General features: G+C 67.8%; 21 protein-coding genes. 10 read left to right on the top strand and 11 right to left on the bottom strand.

Annotated features, from left to right (window positions below):
- The first annotated feature begins 2 nt into the window (after positions 1–2).
- The 5 genes from ACZJYS_RS02965 (at position 3) to ACZJYS_RS02945 (ending at position 6,457) form a co-directional block, all read left to right on the top strand.
- Positions 3–995 carry an ABC transporter ATP-binding protein gene (locus tag ACZJYS_RS02965; protein WP_379648928.1) on the top strand — a complete coding sequence of 331 codons (993 nt, stop codon included), beginning with the start codon at positions 3–5 and terminating at the stop codon, positions 993–995.
- Positions 992–1,993 carry an ABC transporter ATP-binding protein gene (locus tag ACZJYS_RS02960; RefSeq protein ID WP_109517590.1) on the top strand — a complete coding sequence of 334 codons (1,002 nt, stop codon included), beginning with the start codon at positions 992–994 and terminating at the stop codon, positions 1,991–1,993. Before ACZJYS_RS02965 ends, ACZJYS_RS02960 begins: the two co-directional genes overlap by 4 nt.
- Positions 1,994–2,926 (top strand): ABC transporter permease, encoded by a 933-nt coding sequence (locus ACZJYS_RS02955; protein WP_109517591.1) that lies wholly within the window; start codon positions 1,994–1,996, stop codon positions 2,924–2,926.
- Positions 2,926–3,810: an ABC transporter permease gene (locus ACZJYS_RS02950; protein ID WP_109517592.1), complete on the top strand. Its 885-nt coding sequence runs from the start codon at positions 2,926–2,928 to the stop codon at positions 3,808–3,810. The genes ACZJYS_RS02955 and ACZJYS_RS02950 overlap by 1 nt, the downstream gene beginning before the upstream one ends.
- A gap of 211 nt (positions 3,811–4,021) precedes the next feature.
- Positions 4,022–6,457 carry a recombinase gene (locus tag ACZJYS_RS02945; RefSeq protein ID WP_493175687.1) on the top strand — a complete coding sequence of 812 codons (2,436 nt, stop codon included), beginning with the start codon at positions 4,022–4,024 and terminating at the stop codon, positions 6,455–6,457.
- Positions 6,458–6,524: 67 nt separating this feature from the next.
- On the opposite strand, the gene ACZJYS_RS02940 is transcribed toward ACZJYS_RS02945, so the two are convergent.
- Positions 6,525–6,746: a GTP-binding protein gene (locus ACZJYS_RS02940; protein ID WP_493175696.1), complete on the bottom strand. Its 222-nt coding sequence runs from the start codon at positions 6,744–6,746 to the stop codon at positions 6,525–6,527.
- 415 nt (positions 6,747–7,161) lie between these two features.
- On the opposite strand from ACZJYS_RS02940, the gene ACZJYS_RS02935 reads away from it, so the two are divergent.
- The 3 genes from ACZJYS_RS02935 to ACZJYS_RS02925 all read left to right on the top strand — a co-directional run bounded on the left by ACZJYS_RS02935 (position 7,162) and on the right by ACZJYS_RS02925 (position 10,855).
- A complete protein-coding gene (locus tag ACZJYS_RS02935) occupies positions 7,162–8,643 on the top strand; it encodes a SulP family inorganic anion transporter (RefSeq protein WP_493175686.1) in 1,482 nt (493 codons plus the stop codon).
- Positions 8,644–8,655: 12 nt separating this feature from the next.
- A complete protein-coding gene (locus tag ACZJYS_RS02930) occupies positions 8,656–9,507 on the top strand; it encodes a universal stress protein (protein WP_379641323.1) in 852 nt (283 codons plus the stop codon).
- Positions 9,508–9,658: 151 nt separating this feature from the next.
- Positions 9,659–10,855 carry an acyltransferase family protein gene (locus ACZJYS_RS02925; RefSeq protein WP_493175684.1) on the top strand — a complete coding sequence of 399 codons (1,197 nt, stop codon included), beginning with the start codon at positions 9,659–9,661 and terminating at the stop codon, positions 10,853–10,855.
- Between the two features lie 103 nt (positions 10,856–10,958).
- On the opposite strand, the gene ACZJYS_RS02920 is transcribed toward ACZJYS_RS02925, so the two are convergent.
- From ACZJYS_RS02920 to ACZJYS_RS02875, 10 genes are all read right to left on the bottom strand, one after another.
- On the bottom strand, positions 10,959–12,146 hold the full coding sequence (locus ACZJYS_RS02920) for a glycosyltransferase family 87 protein (RefSeq protein WP_493175682.1): 1,188 nt from the start codon (positions 12,144–12,146) through the stop codon (positions 10,959–10,961).
- Positions 12,146–13,675 (bottom strand): hypothetical protein, encoded by a 1,530-nt coding sequence (locus ACZJYS_RS02915; RefSeq protein ID WP_493175680.1) that lies wholly within the window; start codon positions 13,673–13,675, stop codon positions 12,146–12,148. The genes ACZJYS_RS02920 and ACZJYS_RS02915 overlap by 1 nt, the downstream gene beginning before the upstream one ends.
- A 204-nt stretch (positions 13,676–13,879) precedes the next feature.
- Positions 13,880–15,139: a DUF4185 domain-containing protein gene (locus ACZJYS_RS02910; protein WP_493175678.1), complete on the bottom strand. Its 1,260-nt coding sequence runs from the start codon at positions 15,137–15,139 to the stop codon at positions 13,880–13,882.
- A gap of 163 nt (positions 15,140–15,302) precedes the next feature.
- Positions 15,303–15,713, bottom strand: coding sequence for a divergent PAP2 family protein (locus ACZJYS_RS02905; protein WP_379648940.1), 411 nt, complete (start codon positions 15,711–15,713; stop codon positions 15,303–15,305).
- A gap of 13 nt (positions 15,714–15,726) precedes the next feature.
- Positions 15,727–16,473, bottom strand: coding sequence for an SDR family NAD(P)-dependent oxidoreductase (locus ACZJYS_RS02900; protein ID WP_109517216.1), 747 nt, complete (start codon positions 16,471–16,473; stop codon positions 15,727–15,729).
- Positions 16,470–17,813, bottom strand: a complete 1,344-nt coding sequence (locus ACZJYS_RS02895) for an FAD-binding oxidoreductase (RefSeq protein ID WP_493175677.1) — start codon at positions 17,811–17,813, stop codon at positions 16,470–16,472. The genes ACZJYS_RS02900 and ACZJYS_RS02895 overlap by 4 nt, the downstream gene beginning before the upstream one ends.
- Positions 17,813–18,787 carry a lysylphosphatidylglycerol synthase transmembrane domain-containing protein gene (locus tag ACZJYS_RS02890; RefSeq protein ID WP_493175675.1) on the bottom strand — a complete coding sequence of 325 codons (975 nt, stop codon included), beginning with the start codon at positions 18,785–18,787 and terminating at the stop codon, positions 17,813–17,815. The genes ACZJYS_RS02895 and ACZJYS_RS02890 overlap by 1 nt, the downstream gene beginning before the upstream one ends.
- Positions 18,787–19,734, bottom strand: coding sequence for a decaprenyl-phosphate phosphoribosyltransferase (locus ACZJYS_RS02885; protein WP_109517219.1), 948 nt, complete (start codon positions 19,732–19,734; stop codon positions 18,787–18,789). Before ACZJYS_RS02885 ends, ACZJYS_RS02890 begins: the two co-directional genes overlap by 1 nt.
- A gap of 816 nt (positions 19,735–20,550) precedes the next feature.
- Complete coding sequence (locus tag ACZJYS_RS02880; RefSeq protein ID WP_456316316.1) at positions 20,551–20,649, bottom strand: small membrane protein YohP; 99 nt, start codon at positions 20,647–20,649, stop codon at positions 20,551–20,553.
- A gap of 245 nt (positions 20,650–20,894) precedes the next feature.
- Positions 20,895–21,047, bottom strand: a complete 153-nt coding sequence (locus ACZJYS_RS02875; RefSeq protein ID WP_181378130.1) for a hypothetical protein — start codon at positions 21,045–21,047, stop codon at positions 20,895–20,897.
- 501 nt (positions 21,048–21,548) lie between these two features.
- On the opposite strand from ACZJYS_RS02875, the gene ACZJYS_RS02870 reads away from it, so the two are divergent.
- Positions 21,549–22,946: a sensor histidine kinase gene (locus ACZJYS_RS02870; protein ID WP_493175671.1), complete on the top strand. Its 1,398-nt coding sequence runs from the start codon at positions 21,549–21,551 to the stop codon at positions 22,944–22,946.
- The gene (locus ACZJYS_RS02865) at positions 22,943–24,364 is read left to right on the top strand and encodes a sigma-54-dependent transcriptional regulator (protein ID WP_493175669.1); all 1,422 of its coding nucleotides are present in this window, start codon (positions 22,943–22,945) and stop codon (positions 24,362–24,364) included. The genes ACZJYS_RS02870 and ACZJYS_RS02865 overlap by 4 nt, the downstream gene beginning before the upstream one ends.
- Positions 24,365–24,409 lie beyond the last annotated feature (45 nt).

Here is a 24,409-nt window from a genome sequence, read left to right as displayed (position 1 = left end):
GCATGGCGGAGCCTCTCGTCGAGATCCGCGGCCTCACCGTCAGCTTCGACGGGCTGCCGGCGCTGCGCGGCGTCGACCTCGCCATCGGGCGGGGCGAGGCCGTGGCACTGGTGGGCGAGTCCGGCTGCGGCAAGTCCGTCACCTGGCTGGCGGCGCTGGGCCTCCTGCCGGGCAAGGCGAGGGTCTCCGGCAGCGTGACGCTGGAGGGCGCCGAGCTGATCGGCGCCCCCGCCGCGGCGCTGGACCGTATCCGCGGCGGCCGCGTCGCCATGATCTTCCAGGACCCGGCGAGCAGCCTCAACCCGGTGCACCGCATCGGCAAGCAGATCATCGAGGCGCTGCGGCTGCACCGGGGCCTCTCCGGCGCCGCGGCGCGCGAGGAGGCGCGGCGGCTGCTCGACCAGGTCGGCATGCCGGATGCCCGGCGCCGGCTCGATGCCTTCCCGCACGAGCTTTCGGGCGGGCAGAACCAGCGCGTGATGATCGCCATGGCGCTGGCCGGCCGCCCCGAGTTGCTGGTGGCGGACGAGCCGACCACCGCGCTCGACGTCACCATCCAGGCGCAGATCCTGGAGCTTCTGGCGGAAATCCGGCGCGACACGGGCATGGCGCTGGTGCTGGTCAGCCACGATCTCGGCGTCGTCGCCGAGACCTGCGAGCGGGTCTGCGTCATGTATGCCGGGCGCATCGTCGAGGAGACGGCGGCGGAGCGGCTCTTCGCCGGCCCGGCCCACCCCTATGCGGAAGGGCTGCTGGCCGCGCTGCCGCCGATGGACGGGCCGCGCCGGCCGCTCGCCGCCATTCCCGGCGGCGTGCCGGAGCCCTGGGCGATGCCGCGCGGCTGCGCCTTCGCGCCACGCTGCCCGCGCCGCGCCGCCGCCTGCGAGGCGGCGCCACCCCCCCTGGCCGAGGTGGCCCCTGATCACCGCGCCGCCTGCCTCTATCCCGGAGCCGCCGCCATGGTCTCCCCCGCGCCGGCGCTGATGCCGGCATGAGCGAATTGCTGAAGGCCGAAGGGCTGGTCCGCCGCTACACCATGCGGCGCGGTTGGCTCGGGCGGCCGGTCGAGGTGCGGGCGCTGGATGGCGTCTCCCTCACCCTGGAGCATGGCCGCACCCTGGGCCTCGTGGGTGAATCCGGCTGCGGCAAGTCCACCACCGGCCGCCTGGTGCTGGGGCTGGAGACGCCGGACGAGGGCCATGTCCGCTTCGAGGGCCAGCCCCTCCCCGCCCCCGGCACCGCCGAATGGCGCCGGCTGCGGGCGCGGATGCAGATGGTCTACCAGGACCCGCTCGGCGCCATGGACCGGCGCCTGACGATCGGCGCCCAGGTGGCCGAGCCCTGGGCGATCCATGGCCGGGCCTCCTCGCCCGCCCAGGTGGCGGCGCTGCTGCAGAGCGTCGGGCTGCGGCCGGACCATGCGGCGCGCTACCCGCACGAGCTTTCGGGCGGCCAGCGGCAGCGCGCCGTGCTGGCCCGCGCCCTGGCCACCGACCCCGCCCTGCTGGTGTGCGACGAGCCGATCAGCGCGCTCGACGTCTCGATCCAGGCGCAGGTGATGAATCTGCTGGCCGAGATCCAGGCCGAGCGCGGCGTCTCGCTGCTGTTCATCAGCCATGATCTGCGCGCCGTGCGGCAGATGAGCCACCGGGTCGCGGTGATGTATCTCGGCCGCATCGTCGAGGAAGGCGAGCCGGACGCGGTGCTGCACGACCCGGCCCACCCCTATGCGCGGGCGCTGGTCTCGGCCATCCCGCATCCGCAGCGGCGGGGGCAGCGCATCGTGCTGCAGGGGGACCCGCCGAACCCGGCGGCGCGGCCCGCCGGCTGCGCCTTCCATCCCCGCTGCCCGGTGGCCAGCGCCCGCTGCGCCGCTGAGACCCCCGCGCTGAAGCCGCGCGCCGATGGCCGGCTGGTCGCCTGCCACGTGGCGCAGGGCGAGACCGCGCCCGGCACCGGCCTTTCCGAAACCACGCTTGCCAAGGCCGCCTGAATGCTGCGCTTCCTCAGCCTGCGCCTCGCGCGCGCCCTGCTGACCCTGGTGCTGGTGGTGACCTTCGCCTTCGTCGTACTGCGCCTCTCGGGCGACCCGGCGCTGCTCATCATGTCGGCCGACGCGCCGCCGGAGGCGATCGCCGCCTTCCGCCGCGCCTGGGGCCTCGATGATCCGCTCTGGGCGCAATACCTCCGCTACTTCACCGCCATCTTCCAGGGCGACCTCGGCAATTCCATGCGCGACGGGCGCAGCGCGGTCAGCCTGGTGGGCGAGCGCATTCCCGCCACCCTGGCGCTCACCGTGCCGGCGCTGTTCATCAAGATCGGGCTCGGCATCCCGGCCGGGGTCTATGCCGCGCTGCACCGCAATTCCTGGGCCGACCGGGCGGTGATGCTGCTGGCTGTGGCCGGCTTCACCGTGCCCTCCTTCGTGCTCGGCCTGATGCTGGTGCTGCTGTTCGCGGTGCAGCTCGGCTGGCTGCCCTCGGGCGGGCAGGAAAGCTGGCGCCACGCTATCCTCCCGGTCATCACGCTGGGGCTGGGCGGCGCGGCGGTGCTGGCAAGGTTCACACGCTCCGCCATGCTGGAGGTGCTGGGCCAGCCTTATATGCGTACCGCGCTGGCCAAGGGCGTGCCCTGGCAGGTGGCGGTGCGCCGCCATGCCCTGCCCAACGCCGCCATCCCCACCGTCACCATCGTCGGCTTCATGATCGGCAGCCTGCTGGCCGGTGCGGTGGTGGTGGAGAGCGTCTTCTCCTGGCCCGGCGTGGGGCGGCTGCTGGTGGTGGCCGTCGCCAACCGGGACCTGGCGGTGGTGCAGGCCATCCTGCTGCTGGTCGCCGCCACCATGGTCACCGCCAACCTGGTGGTGGATCTGCTCTATGGCGTGCTGGACCCGCGGCTGCGGAACGGCGCGCGGGGGACCGCCTGATGTCCGACGCCACGATGGACCACGCCGCCGCGCCGGCGGTGGCCCCGCCGAAGCCGAAGCGCGCCGGGCTGCCGCCGCTCGTCATCTTCGCGCTGTGCTGGATCGCGCTGATGCTGGGCGTGGCGCTGCTGGCGGAGTGGATCACCCCCTACTCCATCACCGCGCTCGACCTGCGCAGCCGCCTCGCGCCGCCCGTCTTCATGGGCGGCACCTGGCTGCACCCGCTGGGCACGGACGAGCTGGGGCGGGACGTGCTGAGCCGCCTCATCGTCTCCATCCGCATCTCGCTGCTGATCGCCTTCGGCGCGGCGATGATCTCGGCGGCGCTGGGCGTGACGATGGGCTTCCTCGCCGCGCATTTCCGCGGCCTCGCCGAGCAGGCGGTGCTGGCGCTGGTGGATTTCCAGGCGGCCATGCCCTTCCTGATCCTGGCGCTCTCGGTGCTGGCCTTCTTCGGCAACTCGCTCACCCTGTTCGTCTGCCTGCTCGGGCTGCACGGGTGGGAACGCTACGCGCGCATCGCCCGCGGCCTGGCCGTCAGCGCGGGCGCGCAGGGCTATGCCGCGGCGGTGAAGCAGCTCGGCGCCACGCCCTGGCGGGTCTATGGCCGGCACGTGCTGCCCAACATCGCCTCCACCCTGATCGTCTCGATGACGCTGGCCTTCCCCGAGATCATCCTGCTGGAGAGCGGCCTCTCCTTCCTCGGGCTCGGCGTGCAGCCGCCGCAGACCTCGCTCGGCAACATGGTGGGCTACGGGCGGGAATACCTGACGCGGGCGCCCTGGATCCTGCTCTCGCCCTCGCTGGTGATCGTGCTGACCACCCTCTCCGTCTCCCTGCTGGGCGACTGGCTGCGGGACCGGCTGGACCCCACCCTGCGCTGAATCATTCCAGCCCCTTGCGCGGCCGGCCTCAGGCCCGGCGGAGGAAACTCCGCCGGGCCGTTGTTTTCATGGCGCTTCCTGAGGGCGTGAACTCACACCCCAGAAACCCTATTTAGTACATGGTGGTTTTCGGTCATACCATATCTGGTGTGGAGCCTGAGACCGATTCGCAACTCGGGGCCGCCGCGAACAGTCTACCGGAGCTTTTCCCATGGATGGATTCAGCCAGCCGATTCACGCCCTCGCCCGGCCGCGCACGCAAGCGCGGATTCCGGGGGAGAGCTTTGGCGAGAAAGCACTGGCTGCCCGCCCGCTGGACAGGGGCATGGGGCTGGCGGTCGGCCGCCGCACCGTGTTCCGCCCGGAGGACCAGGAGGATTTCGGCCGGGTGGCGGAGCGTGTCTCCACCGGCAATATCGGCCTGCTCGGCGCCGGCGGGGCGCTGGAGGTGGAGCGCGCCCGGCTGCGCAACGCCATCGCGACCGGGGCACTGCTCACCTCCGGCCGCCACCTCCAGCATGGCGATGCCGCGCAGCCCGGCCGCAACATGGAGGTGTTCACCAACTGCGCGACGGCCATCGCCTCCTTCGCCGAATTCTACCTGCTGCTGAACGGCTCCGGCGTCGGCCGCGCCTATGACGACGCGCTGATCACTACGGATTGGGGCCAGGCTCCTGACCTCGCCCTCTATTTGGCCCCGGACCATGCCGACTACCCGCAGGACAGGGCGGCGCTGTGCCGCTTCGGCATCGAGCTGAACCTGCTGCCCTGGGGCACCGGCCCCGAGCAGTTCGGCCCCGAGGCCGAGGCCACGGTGCGCGGCTTCCTGGCCGAGACGCTGCTGCCCTCGCTGGACGGCCTCCCCGAAGGCGCCGTGCTGCACCGGGTGGAGGACAGCCGCGAGGGCTGGGCCAAGGCGATCGAGGTGCTGGAGGCCATGGCCTTCCGCGCCGAGCGCGGCCGCACCCTGGTGATCGACCTCTCGGGCATCCGCCCCGGCGGCAGCCCCATCAAGGGCATGCAGGGCCGCCCCTCCTCCGGCCCCATCTCGCTGCTGCGCGGGCTGATCAACATCCGCCGCCACGTCATCGAGCCGGCCCGGACGCGGGACCCGGAGGGTGAGGCGCTGCAGCCCTGGGAGCAGGCGCTGCTGGTCGATCACCACCTCTCGGTGGAGGTGCAGGTGGGCGGCGCCCGCCGCGCCGCGCGCATGGCCACCAAGTCCTGGCGCGACCCAGGCATCCGCCGCTTCATCCGCGCCAAGTCGGAGGGCGGGCTCTGGACGGCGAACCACTCCGTCATGGTGGACCGCGAATTCTGGCAGCGCCTGCGCGAGGGCGACGGGGCGGACCCGCTCACCGCCCAGGCCCGCATGGTGTTCGAGGAGGTGACGGCCTGCGCCTACATCAATGGCGAGCCCGGCTTCATCAACGGCGACCTGCTGGAGGACCACCGCACCGGCAGCGCCTGGGACAAGCCGGTGCACGAGGATGGCCGCGACTTCCGCTCCGCCCGCTACCAGGTGGACGCCGCCGCCGGGCTGCTGGCCGAGGCATCCCGCCGCGCCGCACAGGCGCGCTTCCCCGTCACCACCAACCCCTGCGGCGAGATCACCCTGCATGTCACGGGCGGCTACTGCGTCATCGCCGATTTCGCGCCGCTGATGGCCTGCCCCGTGGGGTTCGAGCAGTTCCGCCCTGGCACGGCGCCGGAGGATGTGGCGCGGCTGTGGGATGAGCGGGTGGAGGATTCGGTCCGGCTCGGCGTGCGCTTCCTGATCCGCGCCAACCGGATGGATGCTCTCTATGGCGAGGAGGTCGCGCGCACCAACCGCATCGGCATCGGCCCCACCGGGCTGCATGAATGGGCCTGGATGCGTTTCGGCCTCGGCTTCCAGGACCTGCTGGACGAGCGCCGCTCCGCCCCCTTCTGGCAGGCGCTGCGTCGGCTCTCGGATGCGGCCAAGCAGGAAGCGGCCGAGTACGCGGCCAGCCTCGGCATGGCTGATCCCGTGACGGTGACCACGGTGAAGCCCGCCGGCACCACCAGCAAGCTGTTCGGCCTGACCGAGGGCGCGCATCTCCCGGCGCGGCGGCAATATCTCCGCTGGGTGCAGTTCAAGGGCACGCGTGATGCGGCGGCCGGGGGCTGGGCGGTGGGTTCCGACCCCTTGCTGGCTGAGTACGAGGCGCGCGGCTACCCGCTGCGCGAGCTTCGCAGCTTTCCCGGCATGACCATCGTGGGCTTTCCCACCGTGCCGCTGGCGCAGCGCCTGGGCATGGACGAGGCGCTCGTCACCGCGCCCGAGGCAACACCGGAGGAGCAGTATCGCTGGCTGCAGCTGCTGGAGGCCTTCTGGATCGGCGCCGAGCGCGGCAACCAGGTGAGCTACACGCTGAAGGTCTACACCGACCGGCACGACCTGGAATCCTTCCGCGCCATGGTGCGCGAGCACCAGCCGCAGGTGCGCTGCTGTTCCGTGCTGCCGAGCCGGCCGGACAACGAGCTGGGCTACGAGTATCTGCCCGAGGAGGAGGTCTCCACCGCCCGCTTCGCCGCAATGGTGGAAAACATCCACGACGGCGCGGTGCAGGAGGCGGTGGACTGGGCGCATCTGCAATGCGCCAGCGGTGTCTGCCCCATCTGAAGGCTTGCCCTTGGGAGGAGGAGTCCTCCTCCCAAGGGCTCTAGCCCCAGCTTGAAGGCATCGGCCCCTACGCAAATCGTTCAGCACGATAATAAAAGGTTATCGGGTCGCGGGTCATGACGCTGGTGCCGCCAGAGAGGCCGCGTTCCTGCTTGACCCTGGTCCCATCGGAGCGGGTGCGGCGCCGGTTGCCTTTGGAACGGACCTGCGCGGCACACTGGATCACTCCCCTTCCGAGCAGCAGCTTGCCTGTGAGTGTGGTCTTGCCCGCATCAGGGCGGGCGGCGATGGCAAAGGTTCACCGCCGCGAGGCTTCCGCCTCGGCTGCGGCCGAAATAAGCGTGGACATCGCGCCCCTGGTCAGGATTGGAGAGCCGCTCGCGCTAACCCTTTTGTGGGTTGTGCGATGCGAGGAACTTGGATACTGGAATTGACCAATTCGACGGGAGATCGTCTCCCGGGAGCATTACCGAGCCCTCGCTGAGGCGGAGGCCATGCAACAAGGTCCAGCGATCAGTCCGATGTAGGTCTTCAGAGACCCATCACGAAGGCAAAGCCTTCGTTTCGAGACACCTTGCTGCCATCGGCAAGCGCGTTCTGTCGCGTATCTGCCCCCGATTCCACATGAGTTGCCGTGAGCGACGTTGAGCGTCGCCTCTCTGCCGCCGCGCGCCCAACCGGCGCCGCCTTGGAGCATTGCTGCCATGAGCTTGGCCAATATAAGGGCCGAGTGGTTCGGCAATATCCGCGGGGATCTCCTCGCGGGCATGGTCGTGGCTCTCGCCCTTATTCCAGAGGCAATCGCCTTCTCCATCATCGCGGGCGTGGACCCGAAAGTTGGCCTCTACGCTTCCTTCTGCATTGCCGTAGTGATCGCATTCACGGGTGGCCGCCCAGCGATGATTTCCGCGGCCACCGGCGCCATGGCGCTGGTGATGGTCACGCTGGTGCGGGACCATGGCCTGCAATATCTGCTCGCTGCCACCATTCTCACCGGCATCCTCCAGATCATCGCGGGTCTTCTGCGGCTCGGCGACCTGATGCGCTTCGTCTCACGCTCAGTGATGACCGGCTTCGTCAACGCCCTGGCCATTCTGATCTTCATGGCACAGATCCCCGAGCTGGTGGGGCATGGCTGGCAGACCTACGCCATGACAGCGCTGGGCTTGGCCATCATCTATCTGCTGCCGCGTCTGACCACGGCGGTGCCGTCGCCGCTCATCGCCATCGTCGTGCTGACCATCCTCGCCATCGTCAGCGGCATGCCGCTGCGCACGGTTGGCGACATGGGCGAGCTTCCGGCCGAACTGCCGTTCTTTCTGTTTCCCGATATACCGCTCAACCTCGAGACGCTGCGGATCATCCTGCCCACCGCAGTGACCTTAACCGTGGTCGGCCTCCTGGAATCGCTGATGACGGCGTCCATCATCGATGATCTTACTGATACGTCCAGCGACAAGAACCGCGAGTGCAACGGCCAGGGCATCGCCAACATCGTCTCCGGGTTCTTTGGCGGCATGGCGGGTTGCGCAATGATTGGCCAGTCCGTCATCAATGTAAAATCCGGTGGACGCGGACGACTTTCGACGCTGTTCGCCGGCGTCTTCCTGCTCTTCCTGATCCTGGTGCTCGGCGAATGGGTGCGGCAGATCCCGATGGCCGCCCTGGTCGCGGTGATGATCATGGTCGGGATCGGGACCTTCAACTGGCGCTCGGTTGCCAATCTGCGCGTGCATCCCAAGAGCTCCAGCACCGTGATGCTGGCCACGGTCGCCGTGGTGGTCGCCACGCATGATCTGGCCCAGGGCGTTCTCGTCGGCGTGATGCTCTCCGGCCTCTTCTTCGCCCGGAAGGTGGCGCGCATTGTCCGCGTCCGGTCGGAACTCTCAGCCGATGGCAAGGCGCGTACATACTACGTCCGCGGCAACATCTTTTTCGCTTCGGCAGCCTCCTTTGGCGACGCCTTTGACTTCCGCGAAGTGTTGGAGCGCGTCACTATCGACGTCACGCAAGGCCACTTCTGGGATCTGACAGGCGTTGCCGCGCTGGATCGTGTGGTGCTGAAATTCCGCCGCGAAGGCACACAGGTGGAAATCGTCGGGCTGAACGAGGAGAGCATCTCACTCGTCGACCGCCTGGCAATGCACGACAAGCCGGATGCGCTCGAGCAACTCTCGGCACACTGAGGGGGGGATCATATGGCCAGAATACTCGCCTGCACCGACGGCTCGATCTATGCGCCGAGTATTTATGGACATGCCGCCTGGGCGGCTTCCCGCCTGAACGCGGCTGTGGAGGTTCTGCACATGCTGGACCGTCACCCCGGCGCAGCCAGGGAAGCGGAGTTGAGCGGTGCCATCGGATTTGACGCCTCACAGGATCTTCTCCGGAAGATGGTCGAGCTGGACGAGGCTCAGGGGCGCCTCGCACAGCAGCGATCAAGAGCCATCCTGGAAGACGCCGAGCGGGTGTTGCGCGCTGCGGGCATTGCCGAGGTCACCCTCACCCTCCGCCATGGGGCGCTGGTGGAGGCGCTGCCGGAGTTCGAGAAAGCCGCCGATCTGGTTGTCGTCGGCAAGCGCGGCGAGGCGGCAGACTTTGCCAAGGGCCATCTGGGCAGCAACCTGGAGCGGGTGCTGCGCACCAGCATTTGCCCGGTCCTGGTCGCCTCACGCGCCTTCAAGCCGATCAGCCGGGCGGTGATCGCCTATGATGGCCGCGCCGCCTCCCGCAAGGCCGTCGAATATCTGGCGCGGCAGCCGCTCCTGCATGGTGTCTCGGTTCATCTACTCACCGTCGGAAATGCCGGTACCGACGAGGAAGGGCTGGCTGAGGCGCGCTTCAGGCTTGGTGAGGCTGGCCTGGACGTTCGTATGCAGATCCTGCCCGGAAGGCCGGAAGACGTCATAGCCCGCGTGGTCGCCGAAAGCGGGGCTGATCTGCTTGTCATGGGCGCCTATGGCCATGGTGTGCTGACGCGGATGTTCCTCGGCAGTGTCACCTCGACATTGCTGCGCGAGTGCCGCGTGCCGGCTCTGGTCTTCCGCTAGGCCCCGCGCCGGCATGGGAGGGAAAAGCCTGCACGGCTTTCGCCAGCCCTCCCGGCGTCCTGCTGATGCTGCTGTCCGGTTTCGGGCAGACCTATCTTCACCGCGCTGCTCAGCAGCGCCCTGCACAACAGCCCTGGCGGATCGAGTGGGAATGACAGCTGATCGAAGTTGCGAACCATCCAAGAATGAGCGCCATCACTACCTGGACTATCTGCGCGCCATTCTGATGTTCCTGGGCATTCCCTACCATGCGGCGCTGGCCTTCTCGTCCCATCAGGCCTGGATCGTCGAAGCGGAGCGGGACTCGGCCCTGCTGAGCTGGGCGGCGCAGCTCAGCCACACCTTCCGCATGCCGGTGTTCCTCCTGATCGCCGGGTTCTTTGCAATGATGCTCTGTCAGCGGCGTCCCGGGTCCTGGTGGCGAAGCCGCCTGGTCCGCCTCGGCGTGCCTCTGGCTGCTGCCACGATCCTGATCAATCCACTGCTCATGTTGGGAAGGGCGCTTTGGCAGGCTGAACCCAGCCAAGTCTTGGATCTGTGGCTCAGCATGCTGGCGACACCTGGCGAGCCCTGGGTGTCGCACCTCTGGTTCCTGATCGATCTGCTGATCTATTCCTCGATCCTGGCTGTGCTGTTGCGCCTGCGCTGGATGCCTGCGCTGGCGCGCTGCGCCGACAAGATTGCCGGGTTGATGGCTTCGCGCTGGTGGGTGGCGCCTGGCCTGCTGCTGTTCAGCGGGGTCGCTGCGCTGGGCACGGTGGTGGCGCTGAGTGTCCTGGGCCTCAACTCGACCCTTTATGGCATGTTGGTGCTGGCGCGCACCTCGGCCCATCTGCCCGTCTTCCTGTGCGGTGCCGCCCTTGCGCTGCGCCGCGACTGGCTGGACCGCTTCACGCGCATCCACTGGTGGATGTGGGCGGCAGGGCTTGTCCTGGCGGCGGCACTGGCCGCTGTGCAGTGGCGGGACGAGGACATCTACCGGGCCGTGACCTTTTTCCTGATGCCCGTCGTCGGCATCCTGTTCGCCCATATCCTGATGTCGGGGATGCGGGCCTGCTTTCAGGGCGCCAACAGGCTGGTGCAGATCGCGGTGGACTCTTCCTTCACCGTCTATCTGGTGCACCAGGTTTTCATCGTGTTCGGCGTGGTGCTTATGATGGGTACCGGAATTCCGGTGCTGCTGCAGTTCGTGCTGCTGGTGGCGGCTTCCACGATCCTGTCGCTGGGGTTTCATCAGCAACTGGTCCGTCGCCGCCCTGTGCTGCGGCTGCTGTTCAACGGCGTGCTGCCTGAGCGTGCGGCACCGCTGGCTGGAGCCGCCGCTGCCCCGCGAGCGGGACGGATATAGTACGGGCCGTGTAGCCCCCGGTGATCCGAGACGTCCCCCTGCCCCACCGGCTGCCAGCAGATTTCGGCGTACACGGCCGTTGGCGGGTTCTCCCGGGCAGGCTTCAGCTTGCTCCGGATCCTTGGGCAAGGTCGGCGGAGGCGGCCTGCCGCCGCAGGCGTCTTCCTCCGCCAGCCCGGCACTCCATGCCGGCAATCGCGCCAACAAGGCACAGCAGCACCGCCCATCCGTAGATGGAGCCGAACGTCGCCTGGACCCAGGCAGGTGATCCCATGAAGGCCAGAACCCAAGGGACCGGGATCAACAACAGCACCGCCGCCAAGCTGAGAGCCCAGTTCAACGGCCGGAGGAGAAAAACAGGCAACAGGAAAAGCGTGTAATGCACCCAGGCGAGCGGTGAGGCGAGCAACGCACCAACCAGGCCCAGCGCACTCGCCTGTGCCAGGCTGGGCCGGCAGCGCCAAGCCCAGAGGGCAAGCGCGCCCAGCACCAAGGCGCCGGCGGGCGCCGCAAAGGCACCGAGCCCGCCTCGCTGCAGCAAGCCGGCCAGCGAGGCGTTGGTGAGGAAAACGGCGCGGTTCCCTTCCGCGGCGAGCACTGCGAACCATTGCTGGTAGACCTCAGGCCCGTAGAGCAGCACGGGCAGAAGGCTGAGCAGGAGCGCCGTGACGCCAGCAGAAACTGCAGGCCGGTAATAGCCTGAGAGGAACAGCAAGACCGGCCAGACAGCGAAGTTCGGCTTCACTGCAACGACGAGGCCGATGGCAACACCCGCGGCCAGGCCCCGCCCACGGTCGAGCAGCAGCCAGGCAGCCGCCGCGCTCAGCACCAGCGGCAGGTAGATCTGCCCGAGCACCAGCGTGTCCCAGAACCCGGCAAGGGCGAAAGCCCAGAGAGCAGCCAGCCAGCGCCCATCGCCGCTGCCCTGGCGGCGCACCAGCAGCAGGATCGTCGCGACGTAGCAGAGCACAGAAATGCTCCACCACAGGCGGAAGCCCTGATGCGGGTCCAGCAAGCCAAGCAACTGAAACAGCGGCAGCGCGGCCGGCGGATTGAGGTTGGGGTTCCAGGATTCGAAGCCCGGCAACGCCACGTGGAACGTCAGCGGATAGATGCCGTAGGGGTCAAGGCCCTCGGAGGCCGCCCGGCCGGAGGCGATGAAGGAGCCATAGTCCAGAAGCCCCGGCGTGGGCAGTGCCCGCGCAAGGCTCCAGACGATGAGCGGCAGCAGCAGCAGGCACAGGGCGGCGGTCAGCGCGCGCCGCGCTGGATGAGAGAGCGACGCCGCCATCACCGGGCCTCCTCTGAGGCCTTGGCCGGCGGCACGACACGCATCACCGAGAAGCCCTGGCCACAGGCCACCGGCTGCACGGCAAGGCCCGCCAGCCAGTCCTCGCAGCCCCACTGGTACATGGCGATGTAGACTCCCGCGAGCGGCGGCTGCACCTCATCGGCCCGCGAGGCCACGGCCAGCGCGTTCTGGACCAGCGGGCGGAACGCCGCCGCGTCCGGCACGCGGGCGATCGGGCCACGGTCCAAGGCTTTCATCTCCGGCAGGAGCGGCTCGAAGACGAGCGGATTCTGCCCCGCCTTGGCAAAGAGGCTGGGGATGATGGCCTGGCGGTCAATCATCGCATAGGCGACGATGTGTTCGGGCGGCGGCCGCATGCGGCGCGTCTGCGTCCAGTCGCCGAGTTCAATCGGGTAGCGCGCGGCGGGAATGATGAAGCTTCCCGGCGGAATGCGCTGGAAGGCCGCGACCATCTCGCCGATCACCTTCCCCTGGACGCGCCAGTCCTGCGCCAGAACGTAGCTGCGCGAGCCCAGCAGCAGCAGGATGACCATGGAAGCAATCGCTGTCGCCAGCGGGCGCGGGCGGCGTGGCACGATTGCAGCGAGCAGCATGAAGGCCGCGGCGATGGCGATCCGCCAGTCCAGGAAGAATGACTCCATCGCCGAATAGGGCAGCACCAGCACCAGCAGGGCGAAGAGCGCGGCAACCAGCAACAGGCCGGGATTTAGCCGGACCTGCCGCATCGTCAGCGCCAGCACCAGGGCTGCCACCGAGATCAGCGAGGCGGCGGCATCCGCATGCGGGTTGCCGGAGGAAAGCAGGCGGGTGAAGGGAGAGAGCTTGACGAAGGCGCTGAAGTTGAAGTGCGGGCTCAGCGGCAGGCCGTGCGACGGGCTGATCGCCCAGTAGAGCACCAGGGCGGGGACGAATTGCGAAGCCGACGCAACGAGGCGCAGGAAGGCAGGGCCAAGCCCCTCGCGCCGCCGCAGCCAGGCGTGCCGCAGTTCCAGCGCTGCGATGGCCACCGCGTAGAGGCCGAAGGCGACGAGGTGCGCGAGAAAGATCAGCAGTGCGAAGAATGCGCCCAGCATCACCTGCTGCCAGCGCGGCCGTCCCTCCATCAGCAGCCAGGCCGCGAGGCCCCAAGGCAGCAGGGCGAGACCCAGGTTGTAGTTGAGAAAGCCCCAGAAGAACATTTCGTTGGTCAGGAAGACGCCGGCCAGAAGGGGCCAGACGCTGTAGCGGCCGGCCACGGCCCGATTGAGAAGGTAGAGACCGCCCAGCGTGAGGATGAAGGTCAGGGCCAGCAGCAGAAGGCCCGCCGCCCGCGCATCGGCGACCTGCATCAGTGCCAGCATCACCACGTCCGACAGCATGTTCGGAATCAGAAAGCTGGCAAGCCGGTAGTTCGCCTGCAGGCCGGGGCTGCTGGCCCAGTGATTGATAGCGTCGACCCGGGCCAGGTGGTTGGGATAGTCGAACAAGGGCGGCATGCTGGTGGCCAGCAGCGGCAGCAGAGCCACCACGAGGCAGAGCGCCAGGGTGACATGCGCCCAGGCGGCGCTGGTGATGTGCACGCGCCAGGAGCGGTGCGGGACGGCCGCCGTTCCGACAGACAGATCGCTGAGGGGCATCAGGGGGGGTGCTCGCTCTCGCTGGGGAAGGCCTCTTGCAGCCGACACTAACGTCCAAGCTGGCTGCTGGTTCACCCCAGCAGCCGAAGGCGGATTTCAGGGGTGCCGCGCCACTGGCGCGGCGTCGCGCAGGATGGGGCCGCTGCCAGCGCGGAGCGTCGCCTGCATCAGCACGACGGTATAGGGGTTCCAGGTGGAGACGAGGAAATAGATCGTTGAGGAGAGACCGGGCTCGCCCTCGGTGAAGGGGGAGATCAGGTAGGGCCCATATGCCTCGCCCGGTGTGAAAGGCGTGTGCGGATCCGACACCGTGTGGCAGCGGCGGCCGAGGCGGACAAGCTGCAGCAACGCGGGCTGCTGCTGCGGCGGCCGCCCGGCGCTGATGAAGCCGCATTCACCGTCTTCCCGCGCCGGATCGACCAGCGCCTCCGGCGCCGACCAGGGGCCCCAGGGCTGATCGGCGGTGCGCAGGAACGTGGCGGCGCGCGGGCCGCCGCAGGTATAGAGCAGCATCCATTTCTGGAGAAAGGCGTTCCAGCCGGCCGAGAGTTCGCCGAGGCAGGGCTGGTCGAAAAGCGGCACGCTCTCCGCCTCGTCGGCGCTCCAGCGCGGCGTCTTCGTCACCGGGTCGAGGCCGGCGAAATGCCGCAATGCACTCGTATCCTCGACGGCGCCGGCAGGCAGGAAGGCAAGATGCGGGTTGCTGCGGCGGAAGTCGCCGCTGCCCCAGAGCAGCACGCCGGCGCCGTCGGGGGCCGGCAGGTTCTGCACCTGCCCTGCGGATACAAGCACCGGCGCGACATGCACCATCTTGTCGCGCGAGATGTCGTAGAGGTAGCGGAATTCGTGCCCGTCATCATCCGACCGCGCGAGGACGGAACGGCCGACATTTCCGCGCTCGCGATGATCGCCAGTGGCCAGGATGTACATGCGGCCGTTGAGGCTGAAGCCGCCTGTCGGCACCGCGAAGGCACCGGAATACACGCCGGGGATCTGCAGTTGGCGGAAGCCGCCATCCGGGTCTGTCAGAAACGACAGGCGGATGCAGTCCCGCGGGTTGGTGGTGTCACTGACCGCCATGGAATCCGCGTCTCGCGCGCGGACCAGACCGCCACTCGGATGCGTGTCGCCGAACAGGAAGTAGAGCCTGCCCTTATGCTCGAAGGAGGCGCCGAGATCGGCCCCCCAGAACTTGAACCGGCGCTCCGTGGCATTGACGGTGGGCATGCCCTGCTGGCGATCGAACTCGCCGACCACCTGGCAGATCTTGCGTATCTCAGGCCCGCTGGCATGCGAGGTGCTGTTGGTCGCGGAGGAGGAGCGATGGACCGGCAGCAGGGCGAGGGCCAGGAGCATCCAACGCCACGAATGCGCAAAGCGAAAGCGACCAGTCATGCCATTTTTCCGGCTCTGGGCAGAGGGATGCCGCGCAGTGGCGGACCGATCCCGGGTAGGGCGGGAATGTGACGAGAGTGTGGAGAAACAGCAGCGCCCGCCACAGCGTGGCCCTCCGGGAGGCTCAGAGCCAGTTGAGCATCGCGGCGCAAAGGGCGCCGAGCGCGATGCCGCCCAGAACCTCTTGGGGCTTGTGCCCGAGGCGCCCGCGCAGCGCCGCCACATCAGGCCGCTCGGGAAAGGCCGCTTTCAGCGCCAGGGCCTGGGCGCCGATCTTCTGGCGCAGGTCCATGGCATCGATCATCACGATCACCGCCAGGGTCAGTGCCACCGAGAAGGCCGGCTGGCCAAAGCCGTCACGGAAGCCGAGCAGCCAGCAGGTGGTCCAGACGATGGTGGTGTGCGTGCTGACGGCGCCGCCGAGGCCGATGCCGCGCCAGGCGGCCTTGCGGTCGCGCAGCGTGTTGATGGCGAACTTCAGGCTGCCTGCAGCGAGATAGCCAAGCAGGGGGGCGAGCGGATAGGTGAGGTCCACGGATGCTCCTGCGTCAGATGGAAAGGCGCTTGAACAGCCTCTCGGGAATGGCTTTGATGATCAGCATGATCAGGCGCCAGAAGCCGGGATAATAGATCTCGTCGCGTCCCTTTCCGGCAGCCTGCAGGCCGGCACGTGCCGCCGCCTGGGGCGAGGCCACCAGGAAAAGGCCTGGCAGGCCCCAGGTCATGGCCGTGTCGAGGAAGCCGGGCTTCACGGTGACGACGCGCACGCCGTCGGCCAGCAGGCGACCGCGCATACCCTGGAGGTAGGCGTGCAACCCCGCCTTCGCCGAGCCGTAGAGGAAATTCTTGCGCCGCCCACGGTCACCGGCCACCGAGCCGAGCACCACCACGGCGCCGCCGCGCTGTGCACGCAGACCGGGTTCCAGCCGGTTCAGCAGCGAGACCACGCTGAGAAAGTTCACCTCCACGATGGAGCGCGCCAACCGGAAGTCGCGCATGGCCGCTTCCTGGTCCGGCATGCTGCCAGCGGCGAAGAAGAGGTTCAGGCGGTGCCCTTCGGCCAGCCGCCAGCAGGTCTCGACGAAGGCGTCATGGCTGTCGAAGCCGGCGGCGTCGAAGTCGAGGCACTCCACCCGGCGCCCGGTGCGCAGGCGCAGGTCGGCGGCGGTGTCGGCGAGGTCGGCCTGGTCGCGCCCGGCGAGCACGAGGTCGGCCCCGCCTTCCGCCGCGGCGCGGGCGAAGGCGCGGGCGACGGAGGAACTGGCACCGAGCACCACCCAGAGATCGGCCGTCATGCCGCATCATGGATCTGCAGGCGCCGCGCCATGTCCGAGCGCATGCGGCCGGCGGGGTCCACCCGCTTCAGCACCGCCTGCAGGTGCGGCAACTCGGGATACATGCGGCGGAAGCCCTCAGGCGAGAGGCAGGCGTCCTTGGCCAGGTAGACCCGGCCACCATGGTCGAGGATCATGGATTCAAGCTGGGCCATCAGCGCAGGGGTCTCCGGGCGGGCTGGAAGGTCCAGTGCCAGGGTGAAGCCCGGCAGAGGGAAGGAAAGATAACCCCGCCCACGCTCACCAAGCGTCTTGAGCACCGCCAGAAAGGAGGCGGCGCCAGCCTCGGCGACCCGCTCCATCAGCGCCGGCAGGCCACGCTCGGCCGCCGCGTCGGGCAGCACGCATTGCAACTGGTAGAAGCCGCGCTTGCCGTAGAGGCGGTTCCAGTCCAGCACCGCGTCGAGCGGATAGAGGAACTGCTCCACCGGCAGGATGCGCTCGCGCCCCGCAGCCGGGACGCGGCGGAAATAGGCCTCGTTGAACAGGCGGACGCTGTGGCGGTTCAGTGCGAGGGCCGGCAGGTCCACCGGCATGCGGCGCTCCCGGGCGGGCCGTGCGCGCGGCACCTCGCCGGTGGCATATTCCGCCGTCTGCAGGATGCCGCGCCCCAGTTGCCCACCGCGCGCCACGCCGTCGATCCAGCCGACCGAGTAGGTGGCTTGGCGCCGTACCTCGGCGAAGGCGGCCATGAAGCTCTGCAGGTCGGGCAGGCGGCGCTCGTGCACCACGAAATGCGTCGAGGGCGCTTTCTGCAGGTGGAAGGCGGCGCGCAGGATCAGGCCGGTCAGGCCCAGACCACCGATGGTGGCGGCGAAGAGCTCCGCTTCCTCCTCGCGCGAGGCGCGCACCAGTCGGCCGTCAGGCAGCACCAGCTCGATCCAGGCCAGATGGTCGCCGAAGCTGCCGTGGCGGTCGTGGTTCTTGCCATGCACGTCGTTGGCAATGGCGCCGCCGATGGTGACGAAGGCGGTTCCCGGCGAGACGGGCGCGGCATAGCCGCGTGGCAGGAAGGTGCGCAGGATGTCCTGGAAGGTCACGCCGGCCTCGCAGACCAGCAGGCCGGTATCCGGCACGAAATCCAGCAGGCGGTTGAGGCGCTGGGTCAGCAGCGTCGCGCCGCCGGAGTTCAGCGCCACGTCGCCATAGCTGCGGCCGCCACCATAGGCGATCAGGCCCGGTGCCGCCTCAGGCGCAAGGAGCAGCGGAGCAACCTCGCGCTGCCGCTCGGGCCGGCTGGCCAGGGTCTCGGCGCGCGTGACGCGCCCCCAGCCCTGTAGCGCCATCCGCTTCCAGGCCATCAGAGAGCCTGCCGGGCGCGGCGAAGGGCCTGCGGCAGGGCGAGGCAGCCCAGAGCGACGGCAAACCAGAGCGTCGTCACGCGGATCACCGCGATAGCTGGAATGGCCAGCTCCATCGGCACGCCCTGGGCGGCGAGCAGGGCCAGCATGGTTGCCTCCGTGCCGCCCACGCCGCCAGGGATCAGGGTGACCGCACCCACCAGCATGCCGGCGGTGAAGATGAGGACGGCATGATGCAAAGGCACCTCCGCGCCGAAAGCCTGCAGGATCAGGAAGAAGGCATAACACTCGGCCAGCCAGCCGGCCAAGGCCAGGGTAAGGGTCAGCAGCAACACCTCCGGCGAGAAAAGTGCCGCCATCCGCCGAACCATGCCGCGCAACCGGCCGAAAAGCCGCGGCCACCGGCCGGTGGCACGAAAGGTCATGCCCACCGCGGCCAGCGCTATCTGTGGCCGCAAGGCCAGGAGAAAGGAGACGAAGGTGGCGACAAGGGCGGTGGCCAGCAGCCAGGGCTGCGGCGAGGCGGTCAGAAGGCAGAACAGCATCAGCAGGCCAACCGCGCCGAGATCGCTAAGCCGGTCGGCGACCAGCACCGGAAGCGTCCGCTCATAGGACGTGCCGTTGCAGCGCTGCATCATCCAGAGGCGGAAGGCCTCGCCAACCCGGCCCGGGGTCGTGGTCAGGGCGAAGCCCGAGATGTAGTAGAACAGCGACTGCCATAGCGAGACTTCCGCGCCAACCCGGCGGCTGTAGAGGTGCCAGCGCAGGCCGCGCAGCAGGTAGTTCGCCAGCGACAGGCCGAGCAGGGCAACCGTCAGCGGCAGACTGAGCGAACGCAGATGCGACCAGACCTCCGGCCCGCCGGCTAGCGCCGCCGCCACGGCCATGCCGATGGCGAAAAGACCGATAACGGCGATGATGCCGAACTCCAGGCGGCGCAGCTTCGGCGCCGGCAGCGCCTCCAGGGCCAGCATCACAGATGCACCAGCAAGGCAAAGCTGACCGCCCAGCACGCCAGGCTGCCAATCATGAAACGGTCGGTCAGCAGGATCACCGTCGGCGCGCCGGAACGTTCTTCCACCAACGTGATCTGCAGGTAGCGCAGAATGCCGGCGAGCACGAAGGGCAAGGTGAGGTAGAGATCGGGCGTGCCGAACCGGGCCACAGCGGCCTCGTTTGTCGTGTAGATGACATAGGCGACCAGCAGCGCGCCGAGCACGACGGCGATGGCGGTGTCCAGGAAGAGCTTGTTATAGCCGTTCAGGCTCCTGCGATGCGCAGTGTCGAGCGCGCGCACCACGTCATCGCGCCGCTTGGCGAGGGCCAGGAACAAGGCGGCCAGCCCAACGCAGACCATCACCCAAACCCCGGCGGTGACGCCGATCGCGACCGTGCCGGCCACGATGCGCAGCACAAAGCCGAGCGCGATGATCATGACGTCGATGATCGAGGCATTCTTCAAACCGAAGGAGTAGGCAAGATTGGCCGCAAAATAGACGGCACCGATGGCAGCGAACCGGGGGCTTAGCCACAATCCCAGACCCAGGCCGGCCAGCAGCGCGAAGGCTGCAAGCAAGAGGGCGATCTGCAGGCTGATGGCGCCGCTGGCAATCGGGCGGAACCGCTTGACCGGATGCACGCGATCGGCTTCCCGGTCACAGATATCATTGATGATATAGACGGCACTGGCCAGCAGGCAGAAGCTGACCACGGCCGAAATGATAAGGTATAGGTTTTCAAGTGTGAGATCTGCCGGGAAGAGCAGCAATGGCGACGCGACAATGGCGTTCTTGACCCACTGATGCGGCCGGAGGAGGCGCAGCGCCGCTGGCAACCGCGCCGGCTCGCCGCTTTGCCTGACGAGACGGATACCTGTCAGCGCAGAAAGCGCTTCGAGCCGGCCGGCAAGTCTGTCGCTCATTGTTTCTACCTCCGGTCGTGCGGGCTGCGCGGTTCGATGTTCCAAATTCTCAAGTTACCGGCGTGAACGACGCCGTCAGGCGCCATCGAAACCAGCTTTGGTGCAAAGGCCTTTCTCAAGCCGGTCGAGCAAAGGGTGCAGTGGGAAACTGCATAGCTTCCGAGGCAGTGACTTCGCGTGGGGAAGCTTATTTTTGAAAATTGGTTGCTTACCAATAACGCTTTCCCCGCCGCGCTCACAAAAATATCTGCAGAAGCTCCATTGCGGAATGGCGGCGCAGGTCGGCCACCTTAGGCTGTTCGCCAAGGTCAAGCTCGGAGCTTCTCTTTCTGCTTCACGCACAAGTCGAAAGAGTGGCGTTGGTGCCGCCGGCAGAGCCGCATGTTCCCGCCGGCGACCAGCAGAGATTATGGAGTGGTGCCGGTCGTGCCGGTGCCGGTCGTGCCGGTGCCAGTCGTGCCGGTGCCAGTCGTGCCGGTGCCAGTCGTGCCGGTGCCAGTCGTGCCGGTGCCAGTCGTGCCGGTGCCAGTCGTGCCGGTGCCAGTCGTGCCGGTCTGCCCGGAGGTCTGATCGGCTTGGCCGCCAGAGTCCGAAGCGTCATCGCAAGCCGCTACCCCGAGGGCAACGGCAAGAAGTGCCGCCGCAGCAGCCGTGTGAAGCTTTGAAGCCATGTCTTGGGTTTCTCCAAGCTGGTGTTGAGTATTCCTGGGTGCTTTGCCGCCCTCGCGCCTGCTTGGCTGCAGCAGGGCTGCACAGCGAGGCAGCGCCTCGGGCCGCAGCTGGTCGCCTCCTGTGGGGATGGCGCCGCCCAAAGGCCTAGAAGATCAGTGCAAGCAACCCGATGACGACAAGCAGGCCGATCAGGAAGATCAGGCCGATGGTGCCGCCGAGGAGCTTCAGAATGCCGCCAATCATAATCATCTCCTTGGTCAAGGAATTTCGGCCCGGGAACAGCCTGCTTCTACTCGATGATGTTGCGTCAGCCGGACGCCGTTCCCGCCATGACGTTATTCTGCTTGAGGCGCCGGTGACGTATCCTGCTCCGCAGGCTCTCCGCTCTGGCCGAGAGCGATGACGGCCTGGCCGCGATTCTTACCCAAGCGCACCCTGAGCGGCGACCTTGGCGCGGCCAACAACGTTCCGAGCCTTACCTTCTTGGTTCATTCGGCCCTCCGCTTCATCTTCTCATCACCCGTCATGGTGCCAGCGTCCTTCTTCACTGCGCCGTCGGTCTGTTCGGCCGAGCCTTTCATACGGGCGCTGTCTGTCATCTCCGGCCGTCTGGCTTCTATGTCCTGGGCCGCATGCGCCATGGCCACCTTCCTTGCCCGCGGTCGAGCGGGCGAAGACCCGTCAAACCCTGTGCCGGATCGGTCAGGGCTGGAATGGCCGCCCACGCCAGGCATGACCTTTGCCGATGCCGGAGAATGGTTCGTCCCGACCGCTTCAATAACAAAAGGCACGGCGAACAGGTTGCAGTAAAGCCTGCGCTTGTTGATGATTTTATTTGTAAAAGATCCTCAAATGCATGTTCAGAATTCGGAAAGCGTGTTCATTAATCCGAACATTGGCGGTTTCGAATTTGCGATACTTTGGCGCATCGTGTTTTCATACTTCGCTCTACGGTTCAGCAAGCGGCCCTGGCGGCAACCGGCCCGAAGCCGCCCTGACTTCCTCCTTCGCTGATCAGGCGACGACAGCGCCGCATTGGCGTTGAGCAGAAGTGGCAGCAGACATTGCGATTCTCCCCGATGGCATTCCGTCTTCCTCTCCCGCCGCTTGCCCTCCGTGTGCCGCTCCTCACGGCAGCCACTGTGTTCCTGTTCACCGTGACGACAGGACAACTCGTCAGCTGGGCGATGGGGCAACGATTGGATCAGGAGGCAGAACGCCTGGGCCGGGTGTATCTTGATGGTCTTGCCGCCGCGGTACTGCCAGCGGTGCGGAATGGTGACGCCGAGGCGCTCCAGGAAGCCCTGCAGCGCGCGCTTGGCTTTCAGGAAGGCATCCGGGAACGGCGGATTGCCATTGGCTCTGCGGATGGCCAGCGGCTTGCCTCCGCCGGAATCGGCCCCAACCCTGAATGGCCTGCCCCCTTTGCCCGCGGCCTGCATGGCCATATCTGGGAACTGGCCACCGATGGCGACGCGGTCTGGGCGCAGCGCCCGCTCAAGGACCGTGGGCAGGTGATCGGCGTGGTCGCAGCGAAGCTCGACGTCTCTTCCATCACGGAGCGCCGGCGCCGGCTTGACCTGGCGATGCTGAGCTTCGGCCTGGCCATCGCCTTGATCGGCGCGGCCTTCTCCGCACTTGCCGCGCGCCACGCCCTCAAGCCGGTGCTAGCCATCACTCAGGCGCTGCGGCGGGTCGGGGCCGGGCAGCTCGAACCGCTTGCCGAGTCTATGATGCCGCCCTCGGACAGCGAGGCAGGTCGGCTGGGGCATGCCTTCAACGGCATGGTCGCGCAGCTTACCAGGCGGGAAAACCTCTCCCGGCGTCTGGCTGAACGGGAGCGGGCGGCATTGCTCGGCCGGCTCGTCGGGACCGTCGCGCATGAGGTGCGGAACCCGCTCGCTGGCATGCTGACCGCCGTTGAGACGGCGCGACAGTTCGGCCATGACGAGCAAGAGCGGAATGAGGCGCTGGACGTTCTGGAACGAGGTTTGCGCCAGATTGAGCGGGTCGTTGCCTCGACCCTGGCCGTGCACCGTGACTGGGGTCCGCCACGCTCCCTCGCCGCGACGGATTTCGAGGATCTGCGCGTGCTCGTCACCCCTGCCGCACAGCGGCGTGGCATTGCGCTCGACTGGTGCGTGGCGCTGCCAGAACCTTTCCCCGTGGACGCGCTGCGTCTACGGCAGATGGTGCTCAACCTCCTGCTGAATGCGGTTGCGGCCACGCCAGCGGGTGGCCGCGTCCGGCTGGTGGTGAAGGTGGGAACCGATGCGCGGCTCGCCGTTGTGGTCGAGGACAGCGGCGCGGGCCTTTCGCCAGCCGCGGAGCGGCGGCTTTGCAGCCCTGCTTCCCCCGCAGAGGACGATGCGGCGCCTGTCCTGGGGCTCGGGCTGGAGGTGGTTGCCGCCCTCGGTCAGCAACTGGCCGTGGAGATCGCGGTGCAGCCTGGAGCAGGTGGGCGTGGCACGCGTATCATCCTGCAGGCCGCCGCCGCATCGTCGCAGAACGAGCCAATGCCTCCGGAGCTTCTCGCATGAACCAGGCAGCCGCGCTTTCCGTGGCGCTGATCGAGGACGACGCCGTTCTGGGCCGATCGCTGGTGCAGCGTCTGCGGCTTGCGGGGGTTGCCACGCACTGGGTACGCTCTGCCGCAGAAGGAGAGGCGCTGCTGCGCCGCCATCGGCCGACAATGGTGCTCTGCGACATCCGCCTGCCCGACGAGAGTGGCGAAGCTCTCATCGCACGGCTGATGCCGGAGCTCGGTACGACACCGGTGGTGGTGATGACAGCCTATGGGGGCATCGAGCAAGCCGTGCGCTTGATGCGTCTCGGCGTGGATGACTACCTGGCCAAGCCTTTCCCAGTGCAGCAGCTCCTCCACAAACTGTCCGGCTTTGCCGAGTTGCAGCGTGCACGCGCGGATCCTGAGGCCGGCGCCGCAGGGGCGCAGGGCATGCCCGGCTGGCGCTCGCCGCCCATGCGGGCCCTGCACAGCCTGCTTGGGCGCACCGCAGAAACAGGAGTTCCGGTGCTGATCACCGGAGAGAGCGGCGCCGGCAAGGGTTACATGGCGCGCATGCTGCATGACATGGGCTCGCGGGCGCAGGAACCCTTCGTGGTGGTTGATTGCGCCGCTCTGCCGGCCGAGCTGGCACAGGCCGAAGCCGTTCTGCTTGGTCAGGAAGGTGTGGGCCAAGGATCTGCTGCCGAGGAGGTCCCAGGGCTTGTTGGGCAGGCCGGCGCCGGCACGCTATTCCTTGACGAGATCGCCGAACTGAGCACGGCACTTCAGGCTCGTCTGCTCCGCTTGGTCGAGGAGCAGGTGTTCCTACCTGTGGGTGCCCGCCGTCCCCGCCCCTTCCGAGCTCGGATTGTAGCGGCCACGCATGCCGATCTGCGGTCCATGACGACAAGGAGCAGCTTCCGGCAGGATCTCTGGTTCCGGCTCTCAGTCCTGGACCTGATTGTGCCGCCGCTGCGTGACCGGCCTGAGGATATCGACGAGCTCGCATGCTACTTCCTGCGTCGCGTCACGGGCGGCAGAGCCGAGACATCATTCAATTTCGCTGCGGACGGGCTGGCGGCGCTGCGGGCACATTCCTGGCCCGGCAATCTTCGTGAATTGCGCAACCGTATCGAGCGTGCGGCGCTATTCGCCGTCACCTCTCAGCTTGGCGCGGCGGATCTCTTTCCGGAGCGTTCCCGGAGCGGCGAGCCTCCTGATGCTGCGGCAGGCCTGCATCCTGTTGGCCAGCCGATCTCCTCCAACACCAGCGATTCAATCGAAGAAGGTAGGCAATCGCTGGCTGAGGCGCGCGACTTGGCTGAACGACAACATATCAGCCTTGTCCTGGCGGAACATGGAGGCCGGCTCGGCGATGCTGCCCGGGCGCTCGGCGTCTCGCGCACCACGCTGTGGGACCGCATGCGGCGACTGGGACTGAAGGCACGATGAAGGCCTCGGCGAGAGCTGCTGGCCTGGATACCGAAGGGGCGCGGC

Source organism: Roseomonas sp. TS2 (assembly GCF_058833935.1).
The sequence above is the reverse complement of the archived record's forward strand: the minus strand, read 5'-3'. Positions and strand labels throughout refer to the sequence as shown.